Here is a 25898-nt window from a genome sequence, read left to right on the forward strand (position 1 = left end):
GTCATGAAACGATTGATGATGTTGAGTTCCCTGGCTGCACTGGCGCTGTCGGCATTCGCCAGCCTCGCCCAGGCCAAACCGCTGGAAGCCGTTGCTTCGTTCACGGTCATTGCCGATATGGTCAGTACGGTAGGCGGTGAACGTGTGCACGTTCGATCGCTGATCGGTCCGAACGGCGATCCTCACGTCTACGAGCCGACACCGAGTGACGCCCAGGCGCTGAAAAACGCCGATCTGGCATTTGTCAGCGGCCTGCATCTGGAGGGCTGGATGGATCGTCTCATCAAGGCTTCAGGCTACAAGGGGCAGCCGGTGGTGCTGTCCGAGGGCATCAAGACGCGCAGCATGGATGAGGACGGCAAACGCATTGTCGACCCGCATGCCTGGAACAGCGCGGCCAATGGCGTGATTTATGTGCGCAACATCGTCGCGGCGCTGAAGAAAGCCGATCCGGAAGGGGCCAGCGTGTATCAGGCCAATGGTGATCGCTACATCGTTGAGTTGCAGCAACTGGATACCTACGCTCGCGATCAGATCCGTTCGATTCCGGCTGCCAGACGCAAGATCCTCACCTCTCATGACGCGTTCGGCTACTTTGGCGATGCCTATGGTGTGACCTTCCTGTCGCCGCTGGGCTTGTCTACCGAGTCTGAGGCGTCGGCCGCCGATGTGTCGAAACTGATCCGTCAGATCAAGACCGAACATGTCAGTGCCTACTTCTTTGAAAACTCCAGCGACCCGCGTCTGGTCAAGCAGATAGCCGAAGCCAGTGGCGCTCAACCAGGGGGTGAACTGTACGTGGAGTCCTTGTCGCCAGCCGACGGCCCGGCGCCAACCTACGCCAAGATGTTCCGTTACAACGTCGATACTCTGACTGCGGCAATGAAGCGCAATCAGTAAGCCTGAAGCTGCCCGGTGCCCTGATTGCGGGCGCCGGGCAGCTCAACGCTTTAGTCGTTGAGGAATTTAAACACAGTGGTCTGGGTGTAGGCCTTGCCAGGATCCAGTCGGGTGCTGGGGAATTTCGGTTGGTTGGGTGCATCGGGGTAGTGCTGCGTTTCCAGGGTAAAGGCGCCCCAGTGCGGGTAGACCTTGCCTGCCTTGCCGTGAATGCTGCCATCCAGGAAGTTACCCGTGTACAGCTGCACGCCGGGCTCTGTGGTGAACAGTTGCAGTCTGCGGCCTGACTGCGGATCGCTGACCTCGGCGGCCAGTTTCTTCACGTCACCCTTGGTGTCGAGCACCCAGTTGAAATCAAACCCGCCTTGCTTGGGTTCGGCGTATTTCAGCTGTTGATGGTCATCCTTGATGTGTTTGCCAAACGCGGTGGGCTTGAGGAAGTCCATGGGCGTGCCAGCCACAGCAGGCAGTTCGCCGGTCGGGATCAGCTTGTCGTTGACCGGGGTGTAGTGCGAGGCGTGCAGGGTGGCGACCTGTTTGAGCACATCACCACTGCCAGCGCCGGCCAGGTTGAAATAACTGTGGTTGGTCAGGTTCAGCACCGTCGGTTTGTCGGTGGTGGCGCGGTAGTCGATCTTCAGCTCGTTCTTTTCGTTCAGACTGTAGGTCACTTCGGTCAGCAGGGCTCCTGGAAAACCCATCTCACCGTCCGGCGACAGATAGGTCAGTTTCACGCCGACCGAATCACCGGTCTTGGTTTCTTCTGCCTTCCACAGGCGCTTGTCAAAGCCCTGCGTGCCGCCGTGCAGCGCGTTGGTCTTGTCGTTGAGCGGGACCTGATAGGTTTTGCCATCCAGGCTGAATTTGCCGCCTGCCAGCCGGTTGCCGAAGCGGCCGATGGTCGCGCCGAAATAAACAGTACCGTTGTTCTGGTAGCCCTGCACATCGTCGAAACCCAGGACGATGTCTTCGACCTTTCCGGCCTTGTCAGGCACCAGCAGCGATTGCAGCGTCGCGCCGTAGGTGATGATGCTGGCCTGCACGCCGTGACTGTTGCGCAGGGTGTATTTTTCGACGGCAGAGCCGTCGGGCAGTTGGCCAAACGTGCTGTGTTCGCTGGAGAGTGCCGCGGCCTGTGCGGTCAGGGTGCTGATCATCAAGGACAGTCCAAGGGTGCTGAGGAGCGCATGTTTTTTCATCTGATCTGCCTGCTTTTATTGTTATTGGTAAGACTATTTGATCGGATTCAAGCCGATGCATGGATGTATAGCCTATAAAATGCAGCTTGAAAAATAAATTGTAATACTATTTAGTAGTGCCATCGTCGCTGAAGGCTTGTGACTCACCTTAGCCGATCTGCCGGTTTTTTTGCCATGCAGCCTGACGCCGAGCAATGCAGCGGCGCAGGCAGAGGTTGGACAAGACAGCGACACAAATATCCAAAAGTGCCTTTACAACAATAACAAAGGACATTTTTCATGAACTGGCTGCCCGTTTCCGAGCACCGCTTCAAGCTGGCCGAAGGCTCCTTCTGGGATGCCGAGGAGCAGGCTTTGTACTGGGTCGACATTTCCGGGTTTCTGGTGTGTCGGCTGGTCGCCGGACAGATCCGCCAATGGCGCATGCCTGAGCCGGTCTCTGCCTTTATTCCGACCGAGCAGGGTGATGCACTGGTGACACTGGCCAGCGGCGTCTATCGTTTGGACCTGGACTCCGACAAGACTTCCTTGCTGCCGTTCTGCGTGGCAGACCCCACTCCCGGCAATCGCGCCAACGAAGCCCGCTGCGATGCACGCGGCCACCTTTGGCTTGGCAGCATGCAGAACAACATCGATGCCGAGGGCGGCGACGTGCCTCTGGTGCGTCGTTCAGGCGGGTTGTTCCGCGTTGAGCCTGATGCTCGCGTGACCCGTTTGCTGGACGGGCAGGGGATCGTCAACACCCTGTTGTGGAATGAAGAGGGTAGCGTGCTGTACAGCGCCGATACCCTGGACGACGTCATTTATCACTATCCGGTGCTCGCAGACGGTGCTTTGGGGCCACGCAAGGTATGGGCGGCAAAACACCATCGAGGCTCACCCGACGGCTCGGCGATGGATGCCGAAGGGTATGTCTGGAATGCGCGCTGGGGTGGCAATTGCCTGATCCGTTTTGCCCCGGATGGCAGCGTTGACCGGGTTGTCGAGTTACCAGTCAGCCATCCCACCAGTTGTGTATTCGGCGGTCCTGACCTGGAAACGCTGTACGTCACCAGTGCCGCACCTGCCGATGCAAAGGGTCGCTTCGACGGTGCGCTGCTGATGGCGCAGGTCGGCGTCAAGGGCACGCCGTGTCAGCGTTTCGCCGGTTGACAAGCGTGTCGCGCCGCCGTCTTTTTTGGCGGCAGCATGAGGGTAGATGCAGGGGTGACATTAGGTTACATAGCAGTCACCCGTTATATGGTATGACTATTTGACCGGTTTCGGACGCATTCGCGTTCTCGACCGCCACCTCGCTGAACGCTGTAGCTATTCAATAAAAATAAGGAGCTAGCTATGTTGAGTCGTCACGGGATTCGTTCCCTGTGCTGTGTCGCCGTCACTACCGCCATTCTGGGCATGAGTGGCATCACTTCCGCTGCCGAACAAGTCAAAATCGGCTTTCTGGTCAAACAGGCTGAAGAACCGTGGTTCCAGGCCGAATGGGCGGGTGCCGAAAAAGCCGGCAAGGAGCATGGCTTTACCGTCATCAAGATTGCCGTGCCAGACGGTGAAAAGACCCTGACCGCTATCGATAACCTCGCCGCCAACGGTGCCAAGGGTTTCGTGATCTGCCCGCCGGACGTGTCGCTCGGCCCTGCGATCGTGGCCAAGGCCAAAGCGCTGGGGTTGAAAGTCATGGCCGTGGATGATCGCTTTGTCGATGCCAAGGGCAACTTCATGGAGGACGTGCCGTACCTGGGCATGGCTGCCTTTGAAGTAGGCCAGAAGCAGGGTGTCGAAATGGCCAAGGAAGCGAAAAATCGCAAGTGGGACGAGGATGGCTGGAAGGGCACCTACGCGATCATCAACACTTATAACGAGCTGGATACCGGCAAGAAACGCACGGATGGTTCGGTGAAGTCGCTTGAGGAAGCCGGCTTGCCGAAAGACCATATTGTCTTCACCGCACAGAAAACCCTCGATGTGCCAGGCAGCATGGACGCCACCAACTCGGCGCTGCCAAAACTGCCAGGCGATGCCAAAAGGCTGATCATCGGCGGTATGAACGACAACACCGTATTGGGTGGGGTACGTGCGACTTCTACCAATGGGTTTGAAGCAGACAACGTGATCGGGATCGGTATCAACGGCACCGATGCGATCGACGAACTCAAGAAGAAAAAAAGCGGCTTCTTTGGCTCTATGTTGCCGAACCCTGGCAAAGAGGGTTATGACACCGCGTTGCATGTTTACGAGTGGGCCACCAAGGGCACAGAACCACCCAAGTACACCGCCCTGGACGACGTGACACTGATCAAGCGCACCAACTTCCAGGAAATACTGACCGAGCGTGGTCTGTGGAAGTGAGCTGAACGAGGGGCCTGGTGTTCAGGCCCCTCACACGTGCGAGGAGATTGGTTCATGCAACAGGCTATCGAGCAATACGCCACAGGCGGTGCCTTGCGCTTCAACGGCATCGGCAAGGTCTTCCCCGGCGTCAAGGCGCTTTCGGACATCAGTTTCGAAGCGCGCCCCGGCAGCGTCCATGCGTTGATGGGTGAAAACGGTGCCGGTAAATCCACGCTGCTGAAAATTCTCGGCGGCTCTTATCAGCCCAACAGCGGCGCCTTGCAGATCGGCGAGCAGAGCTATCAGTTCAAGTCCACCGCCGAGAGCATTGCGGCGGGCGTGGCGGTGATTCACCAGGAACTGCACCTGGTGCCGGAAATGACCGTTGCCGAGAACCTGTTGCTCGGGCACATGCCCAATCGCTTCGGCCTGATCAATCGCGGTGCGATGTATCGCCGCGCCGGCGAGCTGCTCAAAGGGCTGGCTGACGAGATTGACCCACGCACACGTCTGGGCGACCTCTCGCTGGGCCAGCGGCAACTGGTCGAGATCGCCAAGGCCATGTCGCGCAATGCCCACGTCATCGCCTTCGACGAGCCCACCAGCAGCCTGTCGGCGCGTGAGATCGACCGACTGATGGCAATCATCGTGCGCCTGCGCGACGAGGGCCGAGTGATTCTTTACGTGTCGCATCGCATGGAAGAAATCTTCCGTGTCTGTGACGCGGTGACGGTGTTCAAGGACGGACGCTTCGTCAAGACGTTCGAGCAGATGGCCGATCTCGACCATGACCGACTGGTGACCTGCATGGTCGGTCGCGATATCCAGAACATCTACAACTACCGTCCGCGCGAGCATCAGGGGCCAAGCCTGCGGGTTACCGGTCTGCTGGGGCCGGGCCTTCATGAGCCGGTCACTTTTGCCGTGCAGAAAGGCGAAGTGCTGGGCTTCTTCGGTCTGGTCGGCGCCGGTCGTACCGAGCTGTTTCGCCTGCTCTCGGGGCTTACCCGCAGCTCTGCAGGCACCCTGCAACTGGACGGCAAACCGCTGACACTGAAGTCACCGCGTGATGCCATCGAGGCCGGCATCCTGCTCTGCCCCGAGGACCGCAAGAAGGAAGGCATCGTGCCTTTGTCCAGCGTCGCGGAGAACATCAACATTGGTGCGCGTCCGCGGCATGTGAATCTCGGTTGCCTGATTCAGGGCCGCTGGGAGCGTGACAATGCGCGCAGCCAGATCAAGTCGATGAACGTCAAGACGCCATCGCCCGAGCAGCAGATCATGTACCTCTCGGGCGGTAATCAACAGAAAGCGATTCTTGGCCGCTGGCTGTCGATGCCCATGAAAGTCCTGCTGCTGGACGAGCCGACTCGCGGGATCGACGTCGGGGCCAAATCCGAGATTTACGAGATCATTCACAACCTGGCCGCGGACGGTATTGCGGTGATTGTGGTCTCCAGCGATCTGATGGAAGTGATGGGTATTTCAGACCGCATTCTGGTGATGAGCGAAGGCACAATCACCGGTGAACTCAATCGCGACGAGGCTGACGAGTCGCGACTCCTGCAATTGGCTCTGCCTCGCACGCGCGGCTGAAAATCGGTCCCTGACCATGAACAATAAAAAAGAGGTGCGTATGTCTACCGAATCCAGCCTGCAGGCTCCCCGTCAGGGCATGAACCTGCGTCGTTTTGCCGATGACTGGGTGATGCTCCTGGCGGCCGTGGGGATCTTCCTGCTGTGTGCCGTGTTCATCGATAACTTCATGTCGCCGCTGAACATGCGCGGCCTGGGCCTGGCGATTTCCACCGTGGGCATCGCCGCCTGCACCATGCTCTTCTGCCTGGCGTCCGGGCACTTCGACCTCTCGGTCGGTTCGGTGCTGGCCTGTTCCGGGGTGATCGCCGGTATCGTCATCCGCGACACCGACAGTGTGTTTCTTGGCGTCTCTGCAGCCCTGGCGCTCGGGCTGGTCGTGGGCCTTATCAACGGCATCGTGATCGCCAAGCTGCGCATCAATGCCCTGATCACGACTCTGGCAACGATGCAGATCGTGCGCGGCCTGGCGTACATTTTCTCCAACGGCAAGGCAGTCGGCGTTTCCAACGAGGATTTCTTCATCTTTGGCAATGGTCAGGTGTACGGCGTGCCAGTACCGATTCTGATCACCATCGCCTGCTTCATATTCTTCGGCTGGTTGCTCAACTACACCACTTACGGGCGCAACACCATGGCTATCGGCGGCAACCAGGAAGCCGCGCTGCTGGCGGGTGTCCACGTGGACCGTACGAAGATCATCATCTTCGCCGTCCACGGCCTGGTCGGTGCGCTGGCGGGTGTGGTGCTGGCTTCACGCATGACCTCGGGTCAGCCGATGATCGGGCAGGGCTTCGAGCTGACGATCATCTCTGCCTGCGTATTGGGCGGGGTTTCGCTGAGTGGCGGCATCGGCATGATCCGTCATGTGATCGCCGGGGTGCTGATTCTGGCGATTATCGAGAATGCGATGAACCTGAAGAACATCGACACCTTCTATCAGTATGTGATCCGCGGCACGATCCTGTTGCTGGCGGTGATCATTGACCGCATGAAAAGGCGCTGAGTCGTCCGGGCGCTGGCTCTCTTGAACCAGCTCCCGGCTTCATACCTGATTCAGTCTGTTACTGCGCTTCATCAACCGCCAAAAGTGTGGCTACTGCGACGCCAGCGCTGAGCTGCCCAGCCGGGTCAGTCCGTAAAGCGCAGCACCGACCGCCAGCATGATGCCCGCCCGCAGCCAGGTTTCCGGACCTTGCTGAGTGAGCAGCAACAGGCACGAAAGAATGCCCAGCAGCGGGATAACCCAGTGCACCTGAAAGTGCCCGGCTTCGACCTTGTCGCGCTTGAGCACCAGCACGGCGATGTTCACGCTGAGAAACACGAAGAGCAGCAACAGCACGACGGTTTCGGCGAGGATGGTCAGGGTGCTGGTGAAGGACAGGGCAATGGCTACCAGAGTGGTCGCCAGAATCGCCAGCCCCGGCGTGCGCCGCTTGGGCAGCACCGAACCCATCACCGCAGGTAAAAGGCCTTCGCGAGCCATGCCGAAGGTCAGTCGGCTGGCCATGATCATGGTCAACAGCGCGCCGTTGGCTACCGCAATCAGCGCAATGACTGCAAACCACGGCGCAGGTATGCCGAGCCCCGAGGCACTGACCACGTCCATCAGGGGGGCTTGCGAATCTTTCAATTGATCAACGGGCAGGACCATCGCCGCGCCCACGCCAACCAGCATGTACACCGCACCCGCCGCCAGCAGCGCGCCGAACAGGGCACGTGGATAGACCCTGCGCACGTCCTTGATCTCTTCGGCAAGATTGGCCGAGGTTTCAAACCCCACGAACGAATAGAACGCCAGCAGCGATGCGCCGAGAATCGCCGTGGCAGGTGAGGCGGTGTCCAGTTCGAACACCCGTTGCGGCACGCCTTGCCCTTGGCTGACGAACCACACTGCTGCTGCGATGACCATCAGCAAACCGCTCAGCTCGATGACCGTCATGACCAGGTTGGCTGAAAGCGATTCCTTGATACCGCGTGCGTTGAGCAGGCCGACGATGACCAGAAATGCCACACAGACCCATTGCGCAGGCCAGTCGACCAGTGCCTGGAAGTAGTCGCCGGCAAACGCAACGGCCAGCCCGGCAGCGCTGGTAACACCTGCCGCGACCATGGAAAAGCCAACCAGAAACGACAGCAGCGGCTTGCCGAAGGCTTTTTCGGCGTACACCGCGGCACCACCCGCACGCGGGTATTTGGTCACCAGTTCGGCGTAGGACGCTGCAGTCAACAAGGCAAAGCACAGGGCAATCAGCAAGGGCGCCCAGATGGCTCCGCCGACGCGTCCGGCGATCGTGCCGGCCAATGCGTAGACGCCAGCCCCGAGCACGTCGCCAAGGATGAACAGGGTCAGCATGGGCGCCGTGATTGCCCGGCGCAGCGATGAAGTCTCGGCAGTGGCCATGGTCAAGGATTCCTTTCTCTACAGATGCGGGTATCAACAGCAGAGCGTCGCGCGACAGGTAAATTCAAAACGATGGCGGCTGGCCTGGACCAGCGGCACTGTTTGCCGGCTTGATGCTGAAATGAACGCTGTTGGCAAAAAAGGCGGAGCATTGCGTCGGGGAGGGGTCTCAATGAGACATTTGACGGATCAGCCAAGAGGCGAACATGAGTCATAGCAGCCAGCAACAGTTCAGGTCAGTCTGGGCAACCCTGCAATCGTTACGCAAGCAAGTGGCTGATCTGCAGCTCAGTGAACTCGAGCGTGCAGAGAGCCTGCGCGGTCATCAGACAGTGGACGACAGGGAGGTCATTGAACAATCGTTCGTGGCACTTGAACAGGCTATCGATGATATGGAAGTAACGCTTGCCAGCATTGGTGAGGCCACTGGCGAGATCGGCAAGCTTTGAGCGCATGGCGGGGCGGTACCGTACTCAAGTGTGCAGCGTGAACCATGAGCGCTTTTTCGGGTCTTATTCGGGCTCTGACATGCATGCCACGCCTTTTCCTCTCCGAGTCCGTTCTCATGCCCGCACTGCCCCGTTGTTCCTGGCGTATCTGGTTGTACCTGGTCCCGTTGTTGCCCCTGTACGCGAGCCCTGTCAGTGCTGCCGAAGAGCAGCGACTGGTCCAGGCAATCAATGATTTTCGCGGCCAGCCGCAGCGTTGCGAAGCGCGTACGACAAACATCTCCAGAGCCCTGGCGCTCAATTCCAGCGTGGCATTGCCCATCGGTTTCAGTGGTAACTTACGTGACGCACTCAAGGCATCCGGCTATCAGGCGGTCATTGTGCGGACCTTGCGACTGGCCGGCGCGCAAAGCGCCGATGCAGCGTTCGAGATGCTCAGTAGCCGCTACTGCGGCGCGTTGCTCGACCCGCAATACGCTGACATCGGCATCACTCGGCAGGGTGGTGACTGGCGTGTAGTGCTGGCGAAGCCGTTGATCGACGAGAGCCTTGAAGACGCGCGCTCCGCTGGCCGGGCGCTGCTGGCGCAGGTCAATGCCGCGCGTGCCAAGCCACGCATGTGTGGCAAGCGGCCTTTTCCGTCGGCTCGGCCGTTGAGCTGGAATACCACGCTGGAAACCGCCGCGCAGGGGCACAGCCAGTCGATGGCCAGCGAGAATTACTTTACCCATCGCGGTTTTGATAATGACTCGCCGGCGGACCGCGCGCGTGCTGCCGGTTACGGCGGACGGCAGATCGGTGAAAACATTGCTGCAGGGCAGAGCACGGCCAGCAAGGCCATGGCGAGCTGGCTGGCCAGCCCGGGGCATTGCGCCAACCTGATGAACCCGATGTTTACCGAGGTCGGCGCGGCCTATGCGACGGCTACCAACGCTGATTACGGTGTGTACTGGACCATGCTGTTTGGTGCGCCCTGATCGGCAGCCAGCACCGCAGCGACTTGGAACACCTGGCAGTCAATCTGAATACCGTTTGTCGCCCGTTCGATGTTATTTGAAAACCCTCGCTGATGAGCAAGGGTCGGTTGTACCACAAGAGGCGCGCTTGAACGGTGTGTCCGGTGGCAACGTCAGCGAGGTGTAACAGACGTCATGAAACGAACCATTGATGCTGCAGAGCTGAATATCTGTTTCAGCGAGAACCTCGAAAAGGCCTTGTTCAAGTGGTTCGTTGCCAGCTTTCTGATGGGCAAGCGCATTCAGGCCGACATTGCCTGCGAGGCCTATCGCGTTATCGTCGAAAAACACCAGCGCGACACCCCGCGCAAGCTTGCTCACTGTACCCACCGAGAGCTGGTCGCCATGCTCGGGCAGGCTCATTACGTGCGCTACGACGAGTCAACGGCGTATAGATTGTCTGCGCTGTGCGCCAAGCTCAATGACGATTATGCGGGCAAGATAGGTCGAATCCGCGAGGTGAGTGAGGACCAGGCGCACTTCGAGAAGCGACTCTGCGAGTTCGCCGGTGTCGGCCCCAAGACCGTTGAAATCTTCATGCGTGAGGCCGGCAAGGTGCTGTATTGATGATGCCGGGACTTTATATCGGCTGTGCAGGCTGGAGCCTGGCGCGTGAGCACTGGCCCGACTTCCCTGACGAAGGCAGCCACTTGCAGCGCTATGCCTCGCGCTTCAACGCGGTCGAGATCAACAGCTCGTTCTATCGTCCACATCGTGCCGAGACCTACGCACGCTGGGCGCAGTCGGTGCCCGCCGGGTTTCGCTTCTCGGTCAAGATGCCGAAACTCATTACCCACGAACTCCGTCTGCGCGAGTGCGAGGCCGTTCTAGCTACGTTCCTTTCTCAATGCACTGCGCTGGATGACAAGCTGGGCTGTCTGCTGGTCCAGCTCCCGCCCTCTCTGGACTATGCACCACAGATAGCTGAAGGGTTTTTCAAAGCATTACGCAATCAGTACGCCGGGAGGGTGGTATTGGAACCGCGCCATCAATCCTGGCGGCAGGCTCAGGGGCTGCTGATCGAGCATCGCATTGCGCAGGTGGCTGCCGATCCTTCAGTGATCAGCGATGGGCACCTGCCCGTTGGGTGGCAGGGTGCTCACTACTGGCGCCTGCACGGTGCACCGAAAATTTATCACAGCGCCTATACCGTCGAGCATCTGGAAGGCTTGGCCGGGCGAGCGTCAGCGTCTGTAGCACAGGGAATCGAGACCTGGTGCATCTTTGACAACACGGCCAGCGGAGCCGCTGTGGGTGACGCGCTCGCGCTGCAGGCACTGGTTAAGTGCAATAGGGCTGAGTAACGGGCAAGAGCGGCTGCGGTGGTCAGACCTGAAGCAGCTCACTCAACGCTTCGCTCAGTTGCTCGGCACTGAACGGTTTGGCAACGCAACGTCGGTCGAGCCACGTGTCGGGGATCCCCAGCCGCCCGTAACCGGAACAAAACATGAAGGGTATGCCGCGATCGGCAATGGCGGCGGCTATCGGGAACGAGTTACCGCCGATAATGTTGATATCCAGGATGGCCAGGTCGTACTCGCCGTTACGTGCATATTCAATGCCTTCGTTCAGCGTGCTGGCGTGGTAAGCGGTCGCGAAACCCAGATCCTCAAGCAGCATTTCCATCAACATGGCGAGCATGGTCTCGTCTTCCACCAACAGCACTTTGGGGAGCGAGGTCTGGTCGTTCGATTCTGAGCTCATAAGTGGCTTTCCGGTTTGTCTGGCCAGGGAATCAGCATTGACCAGATGATCCCTGTACGGGCGAACTGAATGTCGGCCTGGCCTTTGAGTTCTCGCTCTATGCTGCGGCGTATCAAGCGCAAGCCAAAGCCTTTCACAGTGGTTGCGACGACCGGCGGTCCGCCTGTTTCCTTCCATTCGATCTTCAGCGTGGGCGGGGAGGGGGCGGCAGTCAGCGTCGAGCTCACTGCCACCTGACCTGCTGCTGAAGAAAGCGCACCGTGTTGCACTGCGTTGGCCATCAGTTCATGGAGCACCATGGAGAGCGTCAGTGAAAAACGCGGCTCCAGGGTCACCGGGTCGCCTTCGAAACAGATCCTGTGTGCCCCCGAGTTCACCTCCTGCAGCTGCTCTATCAGGTCGACCAGTTCGGTGGAAATCCATTCTGCACGCGCCAGTGCATCGTGCGCCTGGCTCAGGGCGAACAGGCGCGCACCGAAGCTCTTGTGAAAGGATTCCAGTGACGCAGAGCTGTTGACAGTAAGAGAAGCTATGGCCTGGACGGTTGCCAGGGTGTTTTTTACTCGATGGTTCAGTTCATTCAGCAACCCGGCGCGGGTCAGACGATCTTCCAGTTGCTGGCGTTCCAGTTTGCTGGAAATGGACTGCGCCAGCCGGTGAGTCGTACCGCTCTGCTTTAAAAATGTCGTTTCGCCAACGGTATCCAGCCCCTGATGCATGGGCAGGGTGAAAGAAAATACGCTTCCCGAATCCAGTGAGCTGTCAGCCCACAGACGCCCGCCGTGAGCCGTGACAATGCCCTGGCATATATACAGTCCCAGGCCATTGCCGCGTGGGTTGCCTTCCTTGACGGACCAGTAGCGCTGGAAAATGAAAGGCAGGTGTTCGACCGGAATACCGATCCCGTCATCACTCACCCTGAACAGCACTTCGTGCTGATCGGCGACCGCATCGATGTTGATCCGACCACCTTTCGGGGTGAACTTGATGGCGTTACCGACCAGGTTGGAAAGTACCTGAAAGATTCGTTCCGGGTCCGCATCGACCACCAGGCCTTGCGCTGCGGTGCAGTTGAGCTCGATGTTCTTTTCGGTGGTCAGCATCACCAGCAGGCTGCAGGCTTCTTCCAGCAGGCTGGTGACGCTCAGCGGCAGGCGCGACAGCTGATAACGGCCGGCTTCGATCTGCGCGGTATCGAGCAGGTCTTCCAGCAGGCTGTTCATGCGCGTCGTGGCTTTCTCGATGGTGCCCAGCGCACGGCGGATATTGCGATTTTCGAAGTGCGTGTCGCCCAACGCCCAGCGTTGCATCATGCCGCACTGCATAATGATGATCGACATTGGGTTGCGCAGGTCATGGGAGACCACGGCGACCAGTTCATCACGCAAACGAACCGCCTCCTGCTCGCGCTGCACCTGACGCTCCAGATCGCTTTCCAGAGCAGAGCGACGTATGTCTTCAGCGCCATAGAGATCTGCGCGCGACCACGGCCTGGCAATGCCGGTAACCTCTTGCTCCCAGACATCGAAAGACTGCCTTGGATGCAGACGATGACTCGCGGGACTCTCCGGACGGGTACTGACGTGGTGGGTCGGGTCGCCGCTCCAGTTCATCGTGGAGGAGAGTTGGGCACGAAACCACATGACAGCGTTATCAATCGGCTTGGGTAGCGTGAACGCGATGACGCCGCTGGCGACGTCTCTGTAAACGGCGCTGGCGGCAAGCTCCCTCTGCATGGAGTTGGTGTGGAAAACCCCCAGACCCTGCAAGCCCGTCGCCCGCTGTCTGGTGCGTTGATGCGCTAGGCCGGTGTCGCGTATCCAGGTGTACAGCTCACGCACTTGTTCGATTGCAGGGCAGGTGCCGAACAGATGAACCTGATCGTCAATCAACACAGCCGCACCGTCTGCCAGGGTCAGCGACATGAGAAGCTCGGGCCGGCTGACCAGTCCGTCGAGCACTTCATGATTGGCGCGACTCATGGCGTCTGCCAGTTGTCCGAGCAGGGCAACTTTCGCTTCCCGCTCGCGCTGCACATCGGTCGCGACAATGGCGGAAATTTTCACCGACAGTAACTGACCGATCATCGCGCAGGCATCGCGCAGCTCTCTGGACACCCGCAACGGTTCGGGGTGACCGCAGGCAACCAGGCCCCAGAGCTCGCCGCCATCGAGCAACGAGATACTCATTGACGAGCGCACGCCCATGTTCTTCAGGTATTCACAATGCACCGGGGACACGCTGCGCAACGTCGAGAAACCCAGGTCGAGCGGTAGCCCTATTGCCGGACGCAAGGTCGGTATCAGGGGCACGGGAACGTAGGTGGCGTCCGGAATCACACGAATCCAGTTCAGCCGATACAGTTCCCGCGCCTGGGCGGGAATGTCCGAACCGGGGAAGTTCAGGCCGCTATAGCTGGGCAATGGCCCGGTCAGCGCCTGGGCGACGACTTTGCCATGGCCCTCGGGCTCGAACCGGTAAATCATGACCCGGTCGTAGCCGGTAAGCGTCTGAATCTCGTGCACACTGATATCGAACAGCGTTTCCAGCGTTGTGGCGGCCTGCAGGTTGCGCAATACCCGGGCAAGGATTCTGGATTGCCCGTGATCGGTTTCTACGAAGTCCTCCAGCTCGATAATCAGGACATCGTCGATACGCTGCAGCGAGGCGCTGTAGTGGGCGGTTCCGAGCGTCAGTTTTATCGGGTCCAGGTTCGGGGCAGCGGGGTGGCTGTACGCATGGGCGATGAGGGCCGAATGTTCAGGCGACAGCAGCCATGACAGAGGCTTGCCCAGCAACTCGTCAGCGGTCATCCCGAGTGCTGTTGCGCAGTTGGCGCTGACCTGTTCAATGCAAAGGGGAGCGCCTGCAACGCTGAGCAAGATGCCGTGCGGCTGAATCGCGCCAGGAACACGAATCGGCTCTCGGGCACATTCGGCTAGCGCAGCCTCAAGCGCTGCGTCAGGCTTTGCATCCAGCATGTCCTTGATCAATTGCGTGAACTCCACAGGGTGTTTCAGCCGGGAACAGCCAGCCACTGCTTGGTACGACGTGCAGTCGTTCGACGCTAAACGCGATTCAGATGGATTTTTGTCGGCCGCAGCGGGAATTTGGGCGGCCAGCGGCCCGGATGGACAGCGCAAGAAAATGCGAGGTTGCCGCGAAAGTGCGGCGTGGAGACCTGGATGACGCGCTCTGCTGATACAAGCCAGAGATAGAAGGAAGTGGGTCACCATAACAGGTGCCCGTTGGACGCGTAGCTTTAACTGACTATGTCGGGGAAATGCCTGCAAGTTGGCAGGTGTGGGCCTTTGAGGCCCTGCCTGCCATTTTTTAGCGAATTACCGGCAAGTGCTGGGTTGCACAGGCCCGCTTGGGCAATCAGCCCTGGCCGTTCAACTTGCGCTCGAGCTCACGATTCTTTGCGCGAAGCGTTTCGGCATCCTGCTCTTTTTCCTTGATGGACGTCGGGGTGATGACCTTGTCCACGCCTTCGGTTTCGGGATTTTCCTGCGCAATGTCCTTGCGCACCACATCGACCGGCTTGCCGGACTGGTCTGTCGTTGGCGCGGACTGTTCAGGCGTTTGGCTGGAAGGCTTGTCAGTATGCTTGCTCATTGCAGTTCCTCTCAGTGTGTCGTCCTGGTTGGAGGAACGAACGACGCGAAGAGTTCGACATGTTTTCATGTCGGCAGGGTTTGCCTGCGCAACGGCGGGCAAAAAAAAGCCCCGCCAGACAAGATCTGGCGGGGCTTTGCTCAAGCTGTGAAAGCCTTAGAGCGCCATGTCACTGGCTGGATTGCTTTTCGCTGGCTGAGCAGCAGGTGCAGCAGTTGGAGCATTACCTGTCTTGTTCACCGGCGGTGGTGGAGTCAGTTGCAGGACTTCGGCGGTGTACGCCCATTCCTCGGCAACACGGTCCGGATTGTTGTTCAGCTTGGTGCCGTAGCTAGGCACGATCTGGTGCAGTTTTGCCTGCCATTCCGGAGTCGCTACCTTGTCCTTGAAGACTTTCTCAAGCACGCCCAGCATGATCGGCGCTGCAGTCGAGGCACCTGGCGAAGCACCCAGCAGGCCGGCAATGCTGCCGTCCTTGGAAGCAACGATTTCGGTACCCAGCTTCAGAACGCCGCCTTTCTCTTCGTCACGCTTGATGATCTGTACGCGCTGACCGGCTTGCATCAGGCGCCAGTCTTCTTTCTTGGCGTTCGGGAAGTACTCTTTCAGAGCCGCGAAGCGATCGTCGTCAGACATCATCACCTGACCGGCGAGGTATTCGATCAGCGGGTACTGTTCGATACCGACGCGAGTCATCGGCCACACGTTATGCGTGGTGGTGCTGGTCAGCAGGTCGAAGTAAGAACCGTTTTTCAGGAACTTGGTCGAGAAGGTCGCGAATGGGCCAAACAGGATCACGCGCTTGCCGTCCAGAACACGGGTGTCCAGGTGCGGAACCGACATGGGTGGCGCGCCAGTCGACGCGATACCGTAGGCCTTGCCCATGTGCTGCATGGCCAAGGTCTGGTTGTCAGTGACAAGCCACGAACCGCCGACCGGGAAGCCGCCGTATTCCTTGGCTTCAGGAATACCGGATTCCTGCAGCAGATGCAGAGCTGCACCGCCGGCACCGATGAACAGGAACTTGGTGTCGGTTTCGGTAACGGTGCCGTCTTTCAGGTTCTTGTACTTGACGCGCCAGGTGCCGTCGTCGTTGTGGTTGATGTCTTCGACTTCGCTCGACAACTGCAGATTGAAATTCTGCTTGGCTTTCAGATTGGAGACGAACTGGCGGGTGATCTCGCCGAAGTTGACGTCGGTGCCGATCGGGCTCCAGGTCACGGCCAGCTTCTGCGCCGGGTCACGACCTTCCATCATCAACGGGACCCACTTCTTGATCTGCTCGTGGTCTTCGGAGTACTGCATGCCGCTGAACAGCGGGCTGGCTTGCAATGCTGCGTAACGCTTGCGCAGGAACTGGATGTTGTTGTCGCCCCACACAAAGCTCATGTGCGGTGTGGAGTTGATGAACGAACGCGGGTCCTTCAGAACGCCGGTCTTGACCTGCCAGGACCAGAACTGACGGGAGATCTGGAACGCTTCGTTGATCTCGATGGCCTTGGAGATGTCGACGTTGCCGTTCTTGTCTTCGGGGGTGTAGTTCAGTTCGGCGAGCGCCGAGTGACCGGTACCGGCGTTGTTCCAGCCGTTGGAGCTTTCTTCGGCGACGCCGTCGAGACGCTCGACCATTTCCATCGACCAGCTTGGCTCCAGCTCGTTGAGCCAGACAGCGAGGGTTGCACTCATGATGCCGCCGCCGACGAGCAGTACGTCGACTTTCTTGGTTTCAGCCGCCTGCACGGGCATCAGGCCCATGGAAATGGCCAGACCCAGGAGGGCCGTGTTCACTTTCTTAAACATTCTGTCATCCATCTGATAAACGCCATCCGCCGACTACTCCTGGGGAAACGGCCTGTCACATGCAGCGAAGCCTGCGACAAACACTCGCACCCACGGGGACTAGAGGTGGACATACAAGGCCAATATAATACCGCTCGAGACCTCAATTTATGTCCTGCTGCGCTGACTTCTTATCATCATTGGATTCAGCGTCATGAGTGACATTTGCTCTGTTGGTGTGCTGCGATGCCCGAGGGCCTTGCCCTCTGAGCCACTTGCGAAGACACACCTGGTCAGCCTGTTCACGGAGTCTGAGACGCCGCGTCGGAGCATGGAGGCACGCTTGACGCGCAATTTTATGTACGCGTACTGCGACACACCCTCGGTGGCATACCGGCAAAGACGCGGTATTTTCGCATAATGTGCACCCCGGTTGCGAGGTGCCACCATCAAATTGGCCACGAATGCCTTGATTTAGACACTTCACAGCCTTCCACTGCCTATCTGTATCGGCATTTTCGCCCGGGTCTTTAGCCGTCAGACGGATATGGCCTTCGCTCGATCTGAACATCTCCCCGAACAGCGCGCTCATCCGGCTCTCGTGCATTCATGAGCCAGGCTCATAACGGCGTGCGACTTTGCCTGGCTAATCAGCGCTCCCACCTCCTGTTAGGGTCCGTATATGGCTGCCATGCCCGTGGACGCAATGTTCGGATACAGACGTCCGTCAAACAGTTGGAACTTTAGAAGCGCAGACCAGTTAAACACTTGTAACGGGTGATAGCGTTTTGGCTTTGATTACCCTTGGAAATAAAGGCAGCGCGTCAGTGGGCAGGAGTACGCCCGGGCCGCTGACCACACCATAACGCCCGTCGCTTTACAGCAGTGACGGCTATTACAGAGTGATCCTGATGACCGAACCCAAGAAGCACAAGGAAACTGCTGTCGACAGCAGCGCCGTGCAGCCCTCGCGCCGAAACTTTCTCAAGTTTGGTGCCTCCGGCATTGCTGCGGCCACGCTGTCTACCTGGATCCCGTCCGACGGCCTGCTGCAGGCTGCGCCTCTGGCACCTGCGGCCCCCGTGGTCGAAGACAGTGACGCGCCCGCAGCGGGTGAGCAACGCATCCAGTTGAAGGTCAACGGCCAGGTTCATACCCTGAACGTGCCAGCCAATGCCGTTCTGCTCGACGTGCTGCGTGACCGTCTGCAACTGACGGGCACCAAGAAGGGCTGCGACCACGGCCAGTGCGGCGCTTGCACGCTGCTGGTCAACGGCCTGGCAATCAACTCCTGTCTGTCGATCGCCGTTCAGCATCAGGGCGACAGCATTACCACCATCGAAGGGCTGGCCGAGAACGGCAAGCTGCACCCGGTACAGGAAGCGTTCTGGGAACACGACGCTTACCAATGCGGTTATTGCACCTCCGGACAGATCATGAGCGCAGTTGCGATTCTCAAAGACCCGAACATTGCGTCCGATGACGCCAGCGTCAGAGAGGCCATGAGCGGCAATATCTGCCGTTGCGGTGCCTACAAGAACATTCTGTCTGCCGTGCAATCTGCGCGCTCGAAAATGGGAGGTGCTGCCTGATGCGAACTTTCGACTACGCTCGCGCCGCTTCGCCCGCGCAGGCTTTCAGCACAGCGTCCGGTGAAGGGCAACGCTTTTATCTGGCCGGTGGCACCACACTGCTGGACCTGGTCAAGCTCGACGTGATGCAACCGCAGCAACTGGTGGACATCAACCATCTGGCGTTTAAGCAGGTCGAGTCGCTGCCTGATGGCCGCCTGCGCATCGGCGCGCTGGTCAGCAACACCGACCTGGCCAGCCACCCGCTGGTGCAGCAGCGCTACCCGGTGTTGTCCGAAGCGATTCTTGCCGGTGCTTCGACCCAATTGCGCAACAAGGCGACCACCGCCGGCAATCTTATGCAGCGTGTGCGCTGCCCGTATTTTCGCGATGGTATTTCAGCCTGTAACAAGCGCCAACCGGGCTCCGGTTGTGCAGCCATTGGCGGGATGAACCGTAGTGTGCACGCAGTGCTGGGCACCAGCGAGCATTGTATTGCCACGCATCCGTCAGACATGTGTGTCGGCATGGCGGCGATCGGCGGGCAGGTTACCGTTCAGGGCGCCAATGGCTCGCGGGATATCCCGTTCGCTGACTTTCATTTGCTGCCTGGTGATACGCCAGAGCGCGAACATGCGCTGGCGCCACACGAGCTCATCACCCATGTGACCCTCGACGCGCCGCTGTCAGGCAGCCGCTCGTCTTACCTGAAGCTGCGCGACCGCACTTCTTACCAGTTCGCCCTGGCGTCCAGCGCGGTGATTCTGGTGATGGACGGCAAACGTATTACCGATGCGCGCATTGCACTGGGCGGTGTGGGCACCAAGCCGTGGCGTGCGCTGGACGCCGAACGTGCGCTGATCGGTCAGCGTGCCGATCTGGACACCTTTGCGCAGGTCGCAGCGCTGGCGATGAAAGGCTCGCGGGCCTATGAACACAACGCCTTCAAGATCCCGCTGGGTCAGCAGGTCATCGTCCGCAACCTTCGTGACCTCACGGCCTAGGAATTTCTCATGAGCGAAAACATCATTGGTGTGCCGCAGCGTCGTATCGACGGCGGCAAGAAAGTCAGTGGTCAGGCGCGCTATGCCGCAGACCATCCGATGGGCAAGATGCTTTACGCCTATGGCGTCTACAGCACCATCGCCAACGGGCGCGTGGTAGCCATAAAGGATCAGCAGGCCAAGGCGATGCCTGGCGTGGTCGATATCTTTCACCACGACAACTTCCCCTCGCTGCACCGTACTCCTAATACCAAACTGAGCTTTGCCAAGATGCTCTCGGCCAGCAAGGCGGACGAGCATCGCCTGCCGTTCGAGGATGACCGCGTCTATTATCCTGGCCAGTTCGTGGCCCTTGTGGTGGCTGAGAGCTTCGAGCAGGCGAGGGCCGCGGCCTATCGCGTGACGGTTGAGTATGACCAGCGTCCGGCGGTCAAGGACCTTGCCGAAGGCATGCGCGTCAATGGCGCCCGCGATGGCGGTGCAGGGCACAATCGCGGCAATCCGGACAGCGCCTTCGAGGGCGCAAAAGTGAAGGTCGATCAGACTTACACCACGCCGGTAGAAGTGCATAACCCGATGGAAATGCACGCCAGCACCGCCTGGTGGCAGGACGGCAAGCTGTTTGTCTATGAAAGCACTCAGGGCGTGGTCAATCACCGCAACCTACTGGCCAACGTCTTTGACCTTTCCCCCGACCAGGTGGAAGTGCGTGCGCCCTTCATAGGCTCGGGCTTTGGCGGCAAGCTGTGGCCGTGGCCGCATTCGGTCGCCGCGTGCGCCGCTGCTAAAGTCACCGGGCGCCCGGTGCAACTGGTGTTGCCGCGTGCGCAGATGTTCACCACCGTAGGCCACCGTCCGGAAACTCGCCAGCGCCTGCGTCTGGCCACCGATGCGAGCGGCAAGCTGGTGTCGATTCGTCACGAGTCGTTCAACAACACCTCGATGCTCGATGACTACACCGAAAACTGCGGCGGCGTGACCAAAAGCCTGTATGCCTGCGATAACGTGCTGGTCAGCCACAAGATCAGCCCCATCAATCGCGGTACGCCGACCTCCATGCGCTCGCCGGGCGCGGCCCCGGGCCTGTTTGCACTGGAGTCGGCCATTGATGAAATGGCCCTGGCCAGTGGCATGGACCCTCTGGCATTCCGCAAGCTGAACCTCTCTGACAAGGATCAGAGCGCAGGGCTGCCGTGGTCCAGTAACCACCTGCCCGAAGCCATCGACAAGGCCGCCGAACGGTTTGGCTGGCACGCGCGCAAGGCTGAAGTCGGTTCAATGCGCGAAGGCGATGAAATCATTGGTTACGGCATGGGCGCCTGCAATTGGGAAGCCTATCAGGTGCCTACCGATGCGCGGGTCATTCTGCGTTCCGACGGCACGGCGCTGGCTCAGTGTGGCTTGCAGGACATCGGCACCGGCACGTACACCATCGTCGCGCAGACCGTCAGCCAGTTGACCGGCATTCCCATGGAGCGCGTCGAAGTGGAACTGGGCAGCTCGTCGTTCCCGGCAGGCCCGGTGTCCGGCGGCTCATGGGTGACCGCCAGCGTGATGCCGGCAATTGCCGGCGCCACCCGCGAAGCGTTGCATAAGCTGCGCCAGTACGCCGTCAGCAAGGATGCAGTGTTCGCCGGGCAGGACGCCGAAGCGATCAAGGTCGAGAACGGTCAACTGGTCATGGGTGAGCAACGGGCGAGCTTCGTCGATGTCCTGAACGGCCAGCGTTTATCGCGTGCCGAGGGCACTTTTCAAAGCGGCATGCCCGAGGCGGGCAAGTACTCATTCCGCTCGTTCGGTGTGCATTTTGTCGAGGTGCGCTGGGACCCGGGTATTTCCAGCCTGCGCGTCTCGCGGGTGGTCAGCGCCATTGACGTGGGCAAAGTGGTCAACCCGCTGGCGGCACGCAATCAGGTGGAAGGCGCGATTGTGATGGGCATCGGCATGGCCTTGTTCGAGGCCGGTGAATACGATCCGCGCAGCGGCATGCCGGTCAATAACAACTATGCCGAGTACGTGGTACCGGTGCATGCGGATCAACCGGACATCGACGTCTTGCTGCTTGATTATCCGGACTACAACCTGGGTGAATTCGGCGCACGAGGCATCGGCGAGATCGGTGTGACCGGGCTGGCCGCAGCAGTGGCCAATGCGGTGTATCACGCGACGGGCAAACGGGTGCGCAGCCTGCCGATCAGCAAGGAAAAACTGATGGCAGGGTTGTAACGATGAAACAGCTTGACTTGCAGGTTGTACAACAGGCACGGGACTGGCTGGCCAGCGGCAAGGCCGTTTGGTTGTGTACGGTTCTTTCCACATTCGGTTCGGCCCCGCGCGGGCCGGGTGCGATGCTGGTGGCGCTGGGCAGCGGCGAGCATCGTGGCTCTCTGTCGGGTGGTTGCGTGGAAGAGGACTTTCTCGAGCGCGTTGCCGTGGGGCAGTTCGAGCCGGTCAATCAGGTGGTTCGCTACGGCGACGGCGGTTTTGCGCCGACGCGGGCCTTGCCGTGCGGCGGTGTGCTGGATGTGCTGATCGAGTTCATCGCGCCAGGGCCTGAAGCCGATGCACATCTGGCGGCCATCGAGCAGGCGCTCGCCGGACGCGAGTTGGTCAGCAGGCAGGTGCAACTGGGCGGCGTGCAGAGATCGATTGGGCCTGCGACGATGGGCGAGTCGCGTGTGCAGGTCGATGGCGAAAGCATCAGTATCCGCATGGGCGCGGTGTATCGCGTGCTGCTCGCCGGTCTGTCGCCGGTGGCAGAGTTCTGCGCCAGTTTTGCCGTTGCCATGGGTTATGAGGTGATCGTCTGTGACCCTCGTGTCGAGGTCACATCGGGGTTTTCAATGCCGGGTGTCGAGGTGCGCGGCGTGCTGCCTGCGGTGTTTATTGCCGAGGGCGGCTGCCACAGTTCGACGGCCGTACTGGCGCTGACGCACGATCCGAAGCTTGATGATCTGAGCATGCTCGAGGCGGTACGTACCGAGGCGTTCTACATCGGCGCGATGGGCTCGATGCGCACCAGCAGCAAACGTCTGGAGCGTCTGGGGCGGATTGGCGGGCTTGACGCTCAGGTCCTGGACCGGATCCACGCGCCCATCGGCCTGAACCTGGGCAGCAAGACACCTTCCGAGATCGCCATTGCGGTGATGGCTGACATCCTGCGGGTGGCCAACGGTGTCAGTCGTGCCGAAGTGTAAGGTGTTGCCGGCAGGCTTGTGCCAGCGCTGACGGGGTGTCGGCATCGCGCAGGATGCCAGGATCATCGCAATGCAGTAGGTCACACGCCTCGGGGTTGTTGATGATCAGGGCCTTCGCGCCCTGGTCGCCTTCCAGCTTGAGCAGCGCTGGCCAGAACCGGCGGCCGATGATCACCGGATGGCCGCGTTGGCCCTCGTGCATGGGCAGGACGATGCGCTGGGGATCGGCCATTCTGGCCAGGTCATGCAATGTCTGCGGCTGTATCCAGGGCATGTCAGCAAGAACAATGGCAACCGCATCGGCAGAGGAGTCCATCACTGCCGCAACCGCGCTTGCCAGGCTGTGGCCCATCCCCAGTTGGGCGTTTTCGCTGCGGATGATCGTGACGTTCGAGGCAATCCCCAGCGCATCCGCCTGGTCGTCAGGGCGCAATACCACCGCCGTTTTGCCGAATGCATTTTGCGCGTTTTCCAGGCTTGCCGTGAGCAGTGTTCGACCGCTCGGCAGAAGCGCCTGTCGTTTGTCACCAGCAAAGCGCCTGCTGCGGCCCGCTGCGAGGACCAGGGCGAACACTTCGGGGATCTGGCTGTCTATGCTGCTCAATCCGAAACCTTATGAGTGGGTGAAAGGAGAGGGCGCGCGCGGCTTACCCGTCGCACCCTGCAGTTCTGCTGATGCACGCACAATGCCTTATTTCGCTGCCTTGCCGGTAGCGGCAAGAATCATGTTTTCGAGGGTTTCAAGTGGACAATCATATTCGTCCTGTCGAGCTGGAAAAAGCCTACCGTTTGCTCAACCACGGGCCGACCGTGCTGGTCTCATCCAGCCACGAGGGCACGCATAATGTCATGGCTGCGGCCTGGGCCTGTGCGCTGGACTTCTCGCCCCCCAAGGTGACGCTGGTCATCGACAAGATGACCAAGACCCGTGAGCTGGTGGAGAAGAGTGGCTACTTTGCCCTGCAGGTGCCCAACCTGGATCAATTGCAGATGACCTTCGACGTCGGCACCCAGAGCAAGGTCTTCACCCCGGACAAGCTGGACAAGGCCAATGTGGATCTGTTCCGCATCGACGGTCACGACTCGCCGCTGGTCGCAGGCTGCTCGGCGTGGCTGATCTGTCAGGTCATTCCCGAGCCGCACAATCAGCAGACTTACGACCTGTTCATTGGCGAAGTGGTGGGCGCATGGGCTGATACCCGTGTGTTCAAAGACGGGCACTGGGAATTTGAAAAAGCCGATCCGAAATGGCGCAGCCTGCATTACATCGCGGGCGGGCATTTCTACACGATTGGTGAGCCTGCGGTGGTAGAAACAGGCGACGAGTAATCGCGATGTCTGGCTCTGACGACTCTCGCCGACCGTAAGGGCCTCTTCGTGAGCAAGCTCCCACACAAGCACACTCATCGCTCCCAAAGATGACCCCGTGGGAGCTTGCTCGCGAAGGCGGATTGATTGATCAGCAAATTACTCAGCGGCTGCATCAGTCTCTTCGTGAGCAAGCTCACTCCCACACAAGCACACTCATCGCTCCCACAGATGGCTCCCGTGGGAGCGAGCTTGCTCGCGAAGGGGGACTGACTGATCAGCAAATACTCAGCGGCTACACCTGCTCCTTGGTGAGCAACGCGGATCGCCATACCAGCCAGTCCCGCAAGGGCTTTGTATCTTCTGCACCCTCACTGACGATCCCGCCATACGGTCTGCGCATTGCAGAACTCGCGTACACCGAAGTGCGACAGCTCACGACCAAAGCCGCTTTTCTTCACGCCGCCGAAGCTCACGCGCGGGTCTGAAGCGCTGTAGCCGTTGATGAACACACCGCCGGTTTCCAGTTCCTCGGTCATGCGCTCGGCCTGTTTCAGGTCGCGGGTATAAATCGTCGCGGTCAGGCCGAAGTCGCTGTTATTGGCCAGCTCCAGGGCGTGCTGTGCGTCACGCGCGGTGATGATCGACGCTACAGGGCCGAACAGCTCTTGCCGGAACGAAGTCATCTTATCGGTGACGTCACCGAGCACGGTAGGCTGATAATAATTGCCCTGGCCTTCGGCCTTTTTGCCGCCCAGCAACAGCGTGGCGCCTTCGGTGAGCGTGTCCTGTACCTGGGCATCCAGCTCGTCGCGCAGATCGAAGCGCGCCATGGGGCCAATGTAGGTTTCGCTGGAAAGAGGATCGCCCGTTACCAGTTGACGCGTTTGCTCGACGAACCTGCGGGTGAACTCCTCGACCACGCCTTGCTCGATGATCAGACGCTTGGCCGCTGCACAGACCTGCCCGGTGTTCTGGAAGCGGCCAATCACCGCCGCCTTCACAGCCTGATCCAGGTCCGCGTCATTTAGCACGATGAACGGGTCGGAACCGCCGAGTTCCAGCACGCACTTCTTCAGTGCCGCACCGGCCTGGGCGCCGATGGCTTGGCCAGCACGCACGCTGCCGGTCAGGGTGACCGCTGCGATGCGTGGGTCGGCAATGGCGCTTGAAACGCCTTCCGGGCTCACGTTGATGACTTCGAACACACCCTCCGGAAAACCGGCACGCTTGAACGCCTCAAGCATCAGGTAAGCGCAGCCCATTACGTTGGGCGCGTGCTTGAGCACGTACGTATTACCGGCCAGCAGGGTCGGAATCGCACCGCGCAGCACTTGCCAGATCGGGAAATTCCACGGCATTACCGCGAGAATCGGGCCCAGTGGACGGTATTCGATCCGCGCCTTGTCATGCTCGACCTGAGTCGCTTCGGCCACCAGCATCGCCGGGCCTTGCGCCGCGTACCAGTCGCACAACTGCGCGCATTTCTCTACCTCGCCTTTGGCCTGGGCAACGGGCTTGCCCATTTCCTGGCTGATCATGCGTGCGATGTTGTCGACGTCATCGCGCAGGGCCTGACCCATGGCGACGATCAATTGCGCACGTTGCTGAACCGGCGTGCGCTTCCAGCCGGCAAACCCGGCAGCCGCCCGCGACAGGCTTTGATCCAGCGCGGCGGCGGATTCAAAGGCGTAGTGGCTGATTTGCTCGCCGGTGGCAGGATTGATCGAGATTGCATGGGTGTTGCCGGTGACAGTAGTCATTGCGCCATCCTGTTGAGGTGGAAGTGGGACCAGAATATAGGCGTGCAATGCTTTCTAAA

Annotated in this window: 22 protein-coding genes; 14 read left to right on the forward strand and 8 right to left on the reverse strand. The window is 59.8% G+C overall.

Annotation, left to right across the window (positions count from 1 at the left end):
* Positions 1 to 3: 3 nt before the first annotated feature.
* The gene (locus V476_RS23115) at positions 4 to 900 is read left to right on the forward strand and encodes a metal ABC transporter substrate-binding protein (RefSeq protein WP_003349192.1); all 897 of its coding nucleotides are present in this window, start codon (positions 4 to 6) and stop codon (positions 898 to 900) included.
* Between the two features lie 50 nt (positions 901 to 950).
* Here V476_RS23115 and V476_RS23120 read toward each other — a convergent pair whose 3' ends face one another.
* Positions 951 to 2099 carry an aldose epimerase family protein gene (locus tag V476_RS23120; RefSeq protein WP_003420913.1) on the reverse strand — a complete coding sequence of 383 codons (1149 nt, stop codon included), beginning with the start codon at positions 2097 to 2099 and terminating at the stop codon, positions 951 to 953.
* A gap of 279 nt (positions 2100 to 2378) precedes the next feature.
* On the opposite strand from V476_RS23120, the gene V476_RS23125 reads away from it, so the two are divergent.
* The 4 genes from V476_RS23125 (at position 2379) to araH (ending at position 7032) form a co-directional block, all read left to right on the forward strand.
* On the forward strand, positions 2379 to 3251 hold the full coding sequence (locus tag V476_RS23125; protein WP_024959803.1) for an SMP-30/gluconolactonase/LRE family protein: 873 nt from the start codon (positions 2379 to 2381) through the stop codon (positions 3249 to 3251).
* Positions 3252 to 3434: 183 nt separating this feature from the next.
* Entirely contained in the window at positions 3435 to 4448 is a 1014-nt protein-coding gene (locus tag V476_RS23130; RefSeq protein WP_024959804.1) for a substrate-binding domain-containing protein, read from the forward strand.
* Between the two features lie 54 nt (positions 4449 to 4502).
* Positions 4503 to 6026 carry an L-arabinose ABC transporter ATP-binding protein AraG gene (gene araG / locus V476_RS23135; RefSeq protein ID WP_024959805.1) on the forward strand — a complete coding sequence of 508 codons (1524 nt, stop codon included), beginning with the start codon at positions 4503 to 4505 and terminating at the stop codon, positions 6024 to 6026.
* A 40-nt stretch (positions 6027 to 6066) separates the two neighbouring features.
* Positions 6067 to 7032 (forward strand): L-arabinose ABC transporter permease AraH, encoded by a 966-nt coding sequence (gene araH / locus V476_RS23140; RefSeq protein WP_004403886.1) that lies wholly within the window; start codon positions 6067 to 6069, stop codon positions 7030 to 7032.
* A 90-nt stretch (positions 7033 to 7122) separates the two neighbouring features.
* Here the strand turns inward: araH and V476_RS23145 are convergent, their stop codons facing one another.
* On the reverse strand, positions 7123 to 8430 hold the full coding sequence (locus tag V476_RS23145) for an APC family permease (RefSeq protein WP_024959806.1): 1308 nt from the start codon (positions 8428 to 8430) through the stop codon (positions 7123 to 7125).
* 206 nt (positions 8431 to 8636) lie between these two features.
* On the opposite strand from V476_RS23145, the gene V476_RS23150 reads away from it, so the two are divergent.
* The 4 genes from V476_RS23150 to V476_RS23165 all read left to right on the forward strand — a co-directional run bounded on the left by V476_RS23150 (position 8637) and on the right by V476_RS23165 (position 11199).
* Positions 8637 to 8879: a hypothetical protein gene (locus V476_RS23150; protein ID WP_003349168.1), complete on the forward strand. Its 243-nt coding sequence runs from the start codon at positions 8637 to 8639 to the stop codon at positions 8877 to 8879.
* A 116-nt stretch (positions 8880 to 8995) separates the two neighbouring features.
* Positions 8996 to 9856, forward strand: coding sequence for a CAP domain-containing protein (locus tag V476_RS23155; RefSeq protein ID WP_024959807.1), 861 nt, complete (start codon positions 8996 to 8998; stop codon positions 9854 to 9856).
* Between the two features lie 174 nt (positions 9857 to 10030).
* Positions 10031 to 10462, forward strand: a complete 432-nt coding sequence (locus V476_RS23160; protein WP_003318400.1) for a hypothetical protein — start codon at positions 10031 to 10033, stop codon at positions 10460 to 10462.
* Positions 10462 to 11199, forward strand: coding sequence for a DUF72 domain-containing protein (locus V476_RS23165; protein WP_024959808.1), 738 nt, complete (start codon positions 10462 to 10464; stop codon positions 11197 to 11199). The genes V476_RS23160 and V476_RS23165 overlap by 1 nt, the downstream gene beginning before the upstream one ends.
* A 22-nt stretch (positions 11200 to 11221) precedes the next feature.
* Here V476_RS23165 and V476_RS23170 read toward each other — a convergent pair whose 3' ends face one another.
* From V476_RS23170 to mqo, 4 genes are all read right to left on the reverse strand, one after another.
* Positions 11222 to 11599 (reverse strand): response regulator, encoded by a 378-nt coding sequence (locus V476_RS23170; protein ID WP_003420894.1) that lies wholly within the window; start codon positions 11597 to 11599, stop codon positions 11222 to 11224.
* The gene (locus V476_RS23175) at positions 11596 to 14580 is read right to left on the reverse strand and encodes an ATP-binding protein (RefSeq protein WP_032629035.1); all 2985 of its coding nucleotides are present in this window, start codon (positions 14578 to 14580) and stop codon (positions 11596 to 11598) included. Before V476_RS23175 ends, V476_RS23170 begins: the two co-directional genes overlap by 4 nt.
* A gap of 400 nt (positions 14581 to 14980) precedes the next feature.
* The gene (locus tag V476_RS23180) at positions 14981 to 15217 is read right to left on the reverse strand and encodes a hypothetical protein (RefSeq protein WP_003318404.1); all 237 of its coding nucleotides are present in this window, start codon (positions 15215 to 15217) and stop codon (positions 14981 to 14983) included.
* 156 nt (positions 15218 to 15373) lie between these two features.
* Complete coding sequence (gene mqo, locus V476_RS23185) at positions 15374 to 17017, reverse strand: malate dehydrogenase (quinone) (protein WP_003420890.1); 1644 nt, start codon at positions 17015 to 17017, stop codon at positions 15374 to 15376.
* Between the two features lie 890 nt (positions 17018 to 17907).
* Between mqo and V476_RS23190 the strand changes: the two genes are divergently transcribed.
* From V476_RS23190 to V476_RS23205, 4 genes are read left to right on the forward strand one after another with little or no spacing between them, the layout of a single operon-like run.
* A complete protein-coding gene (locus tag V476_RS23190) occupies positions 17908 to 18588 on the forward strand; it encodes a (2Fe-2S)-binding protein (protein ID WP_003420887.1) in 681 nt (226 codons plus the stop codon).
* The gene (locus V476_RS23195; protein ID WP_004417917.1) at positions 18588 to 19571 is read left to right on the forward strand and encodes an FAD binding domain-containing protein; all 984 of its coding nucleotides are present in this window, start codon (positions 18588 to 18590) and stop codon (positions 19569 to 19571) included. The genes V476_RS23190 and V476_RS23195 overlap by 1 nt, the downstream gene beginning before the upstream one ends.
* Positions 19572 to 19580: 9 nt before the next feature.
* Positions 19581 to 21797 carry a xanthine dehydrogenase family protein molybdopterin-binding subunit gene (locus V476_RS23200; RefSeq protein ID WP_024959810.1) on the forward strand — a complete coding sequence of 739 codons (2217 nt, stop codon included), beginning with the start codon at positions 19581 to 19583 and terminating at the stop codon, positions 21795 to 21797.
* Between the two features lie 2 nt (positions 21798 to 21799).
* Positions 21800 to 22768 (forward strand): XdhC family protein, encoded by a 969-nt coding sequence (locus V476_RS23205; RefSeq protein WP_004417915.1) that lies wholly within the window; start codon positions 21800 to 21802, stop codon positions 22766 to 22768.
* On the opposite strand, the gene V476_RS23210 is transcribed toward V476_RS23205, so the two are convergent.
* Entirely contained in the window at positions 22749 to 23372 is a 624-nt protein-coding gene (locus tag V476_RS23210) for a nucleotidyltransferase family protein (RefSeq protein ID WP_024959811.1), read from the reverse strand. The genes V476_RS23205 and V476_RS23210 overlap by 20 nt on opposite strands.
* A gap of 140 nt (positions 23373 to 23512) precedes the next feature.
* Between V476_RS23210 and V476_RS23215 the strand changes: the two genes are divergently transcribed.
* Positions 23513 to 24097 carry a flavin reductase family protein gene (locus V476_RS23215; protein ID WP_024959812.1) on the forward strand — a complete coding sequence of 195 codons (585 nt, stop codon included), beginning with the start codon at positions 23513 to 23515 and terminating at the stop codon, positions 24095 to 24097.
* Positions 24098 to 24447: 350 nt separating this feature from the next.
* Here the strand turns inward: V476_RS23215 and V476_RS23225 are convergent, their stop codons facing one another.
* Positions 24448 to 25839 carry an aldehyde dehydrogenase family protein gene (locus tag V476_RS23225; RefSeq protein WP_024959813.1) on the reverse strand — a complete coding sequence of 464 codons (1392 nt, stop codon included), beginning with the start codon at positions 25837 to 25839 and terminating at the stop codon, positions 24448 to 24450.
* Between the last annotated feature and the right edge of the window lie 59 nt (positions 25840 to 25898).

It is taken from the genome of Pseudomonas syringae KCTC 12500 (assembly GCF_000507185.2).
In the GTDB taxonomy this organism is placed as follows: domain Bacteria; phylum Pseudomonadota; class Gammaproteobacteria; order Pseudomonadales; family Pseudomonadaceae; genus Aquipseudomonas; species Aquipseudomonas syringae.

Excerpts from the sequence above, each read along its gene's own strand:
- V476_RS23115 (WP_003349192.1), top strand. The coding sequence starts at position 4 with ATGAAACGATTGATGATGTTGAGTTCCCTGGCTGCACTGGCGCTGTCG.
- V476_RS23120 (WP_003420913.1), bottom strand. The coding sequence starts at position 2,099 with ATGAAAAAACATGCGCTCCTCAGCACCCTTGGACTGTCCTTGATGATC.
- V476_RS23125 (WP_024959803.1), top strand. The coding sequence starts at position 2,379 with ATGAACTGGCTGCCCGTTTCCGAGCACCGCTTCAAGCTGGCCGAAGGC.
- V476_RS23130 (WP_024959804.1), top strand. The coding sequence starts at position 3,435 with ATGTTGAGTCGTCACGGGATTCGTTCCCTGTGCTGTGTCGCCGTCACT.
- araG (WP_024959805.1), top strand. The coding sequence starts at position 4,503 with ATGCAACAGGCTATCGAGCAATACGCCACAGGCGGTGCCTTGCGCTTC.
- araH (WP_004403886.1), top strand. The coding sequence starts at position 6,067 with ATGTCTACCGAATCCAGCCTGCAGGCTCCCCGTCAGGGCATGAACCTG.
- V476_RS23145 (WP_024959806.1), bottom strand. The coding sequence starts at position 8,430 with ATGGCCACTGCCGAGACTTCATCGCTGCGCCGGGCAATCACGGCGCCC.
- V476_RS23150 (WP_003349168.1), top strand. The coding sequence starts at position 8,637 with ATGAGTCATAGCAGCCAGCAACAGTTCAGGTCAGTCTGGGCAACCCTG.
- V476_RS23155 (WP_024959807.1), top strand. The coding sequence starts at position 8,996 with ATGCCCGCACTGCCCCGTTGTTCCTGGCGTATCTGGTTGTACCTGGTC.
- V476_RS23160 (WP_003318400.1), top strand. The coding sequence starts at position 10,031 with ATGAAACGAACCATTGATGCTGCAGAGCTGAATATCTGTTTCAGCGAG.
- V476_RS23165 (WP_024959808.1), top strand. The coding sequence starts at position 10,462 with ATGATGCCGGGACTTTATATCGGCTGTGCAGGCTGGAGCCTGGCGCGT.
- V476_RS23170 (WP_003420894.1), bottom strand. The coding sequence starts at position 11,599 with ATGAGCTCAGAATCGAACGACCAGACCTCGCTCCCCAAAGTGCTGTTG.
- V476_RS23175 (WP_032629035.1), bottom strand. The coding sequence starts at position 14,580 with ATGCTGGATGCAAAGCCTGACGCAGCGCTTGAGGCTGCGCTAGCCGAA.
- V476_RS23180 (WP_003318404.1), bottom strand. The coding sequence starts at position 15,217 with ATGAGCAAGCATACTGACAAGCCTTCCAGCCAAACGCCTGAACAGTCC.
- mqo (WP_003420890.1), bottom strand. The coding sequence starts at position 17,017 with ATGTTTAAGAAAGTGAACACGGCCCTCCTGGGTCTGGCCATTTCCATG.
- V476_RS23190 (WP_003420887.1), top strand. The coding sequence starts at position 17,908 with ATGACCGAACCCAAGAAGCACAAGGAAACTGCTGTCGACAGCAGCGCC.
- V476_RS23195 (WP_004417917.1), top strand. The coding sequence starts at position 18,588 with ATGCGAACTTTCGACTACGCTCGCGCCGCTTCGCCCGCGCAGGCTTTC.
- V476_RS23200 (WP_024959810.1), top strand. The coding sequence starts at position 19,581 with ATGAGCGAAAACATCATTGGTGTGCCGCAGCGTCGTATCGACGGCGGC.
- V476_RS23205 (WP_004417915.1), top strand. The coding sequence starts at position 21,800 with ATGAAACAGCTTGACTTGCAGGTTGTACAACAGGCACGGGACTGGCTG.
- V476_RS23225 (WP_024959813.1), bottom strand. The coding sequence starts at position 25,839 with ATGACTACTGTCACCGGCAACACCCATGCAATCTCGATCAATCCTGCC.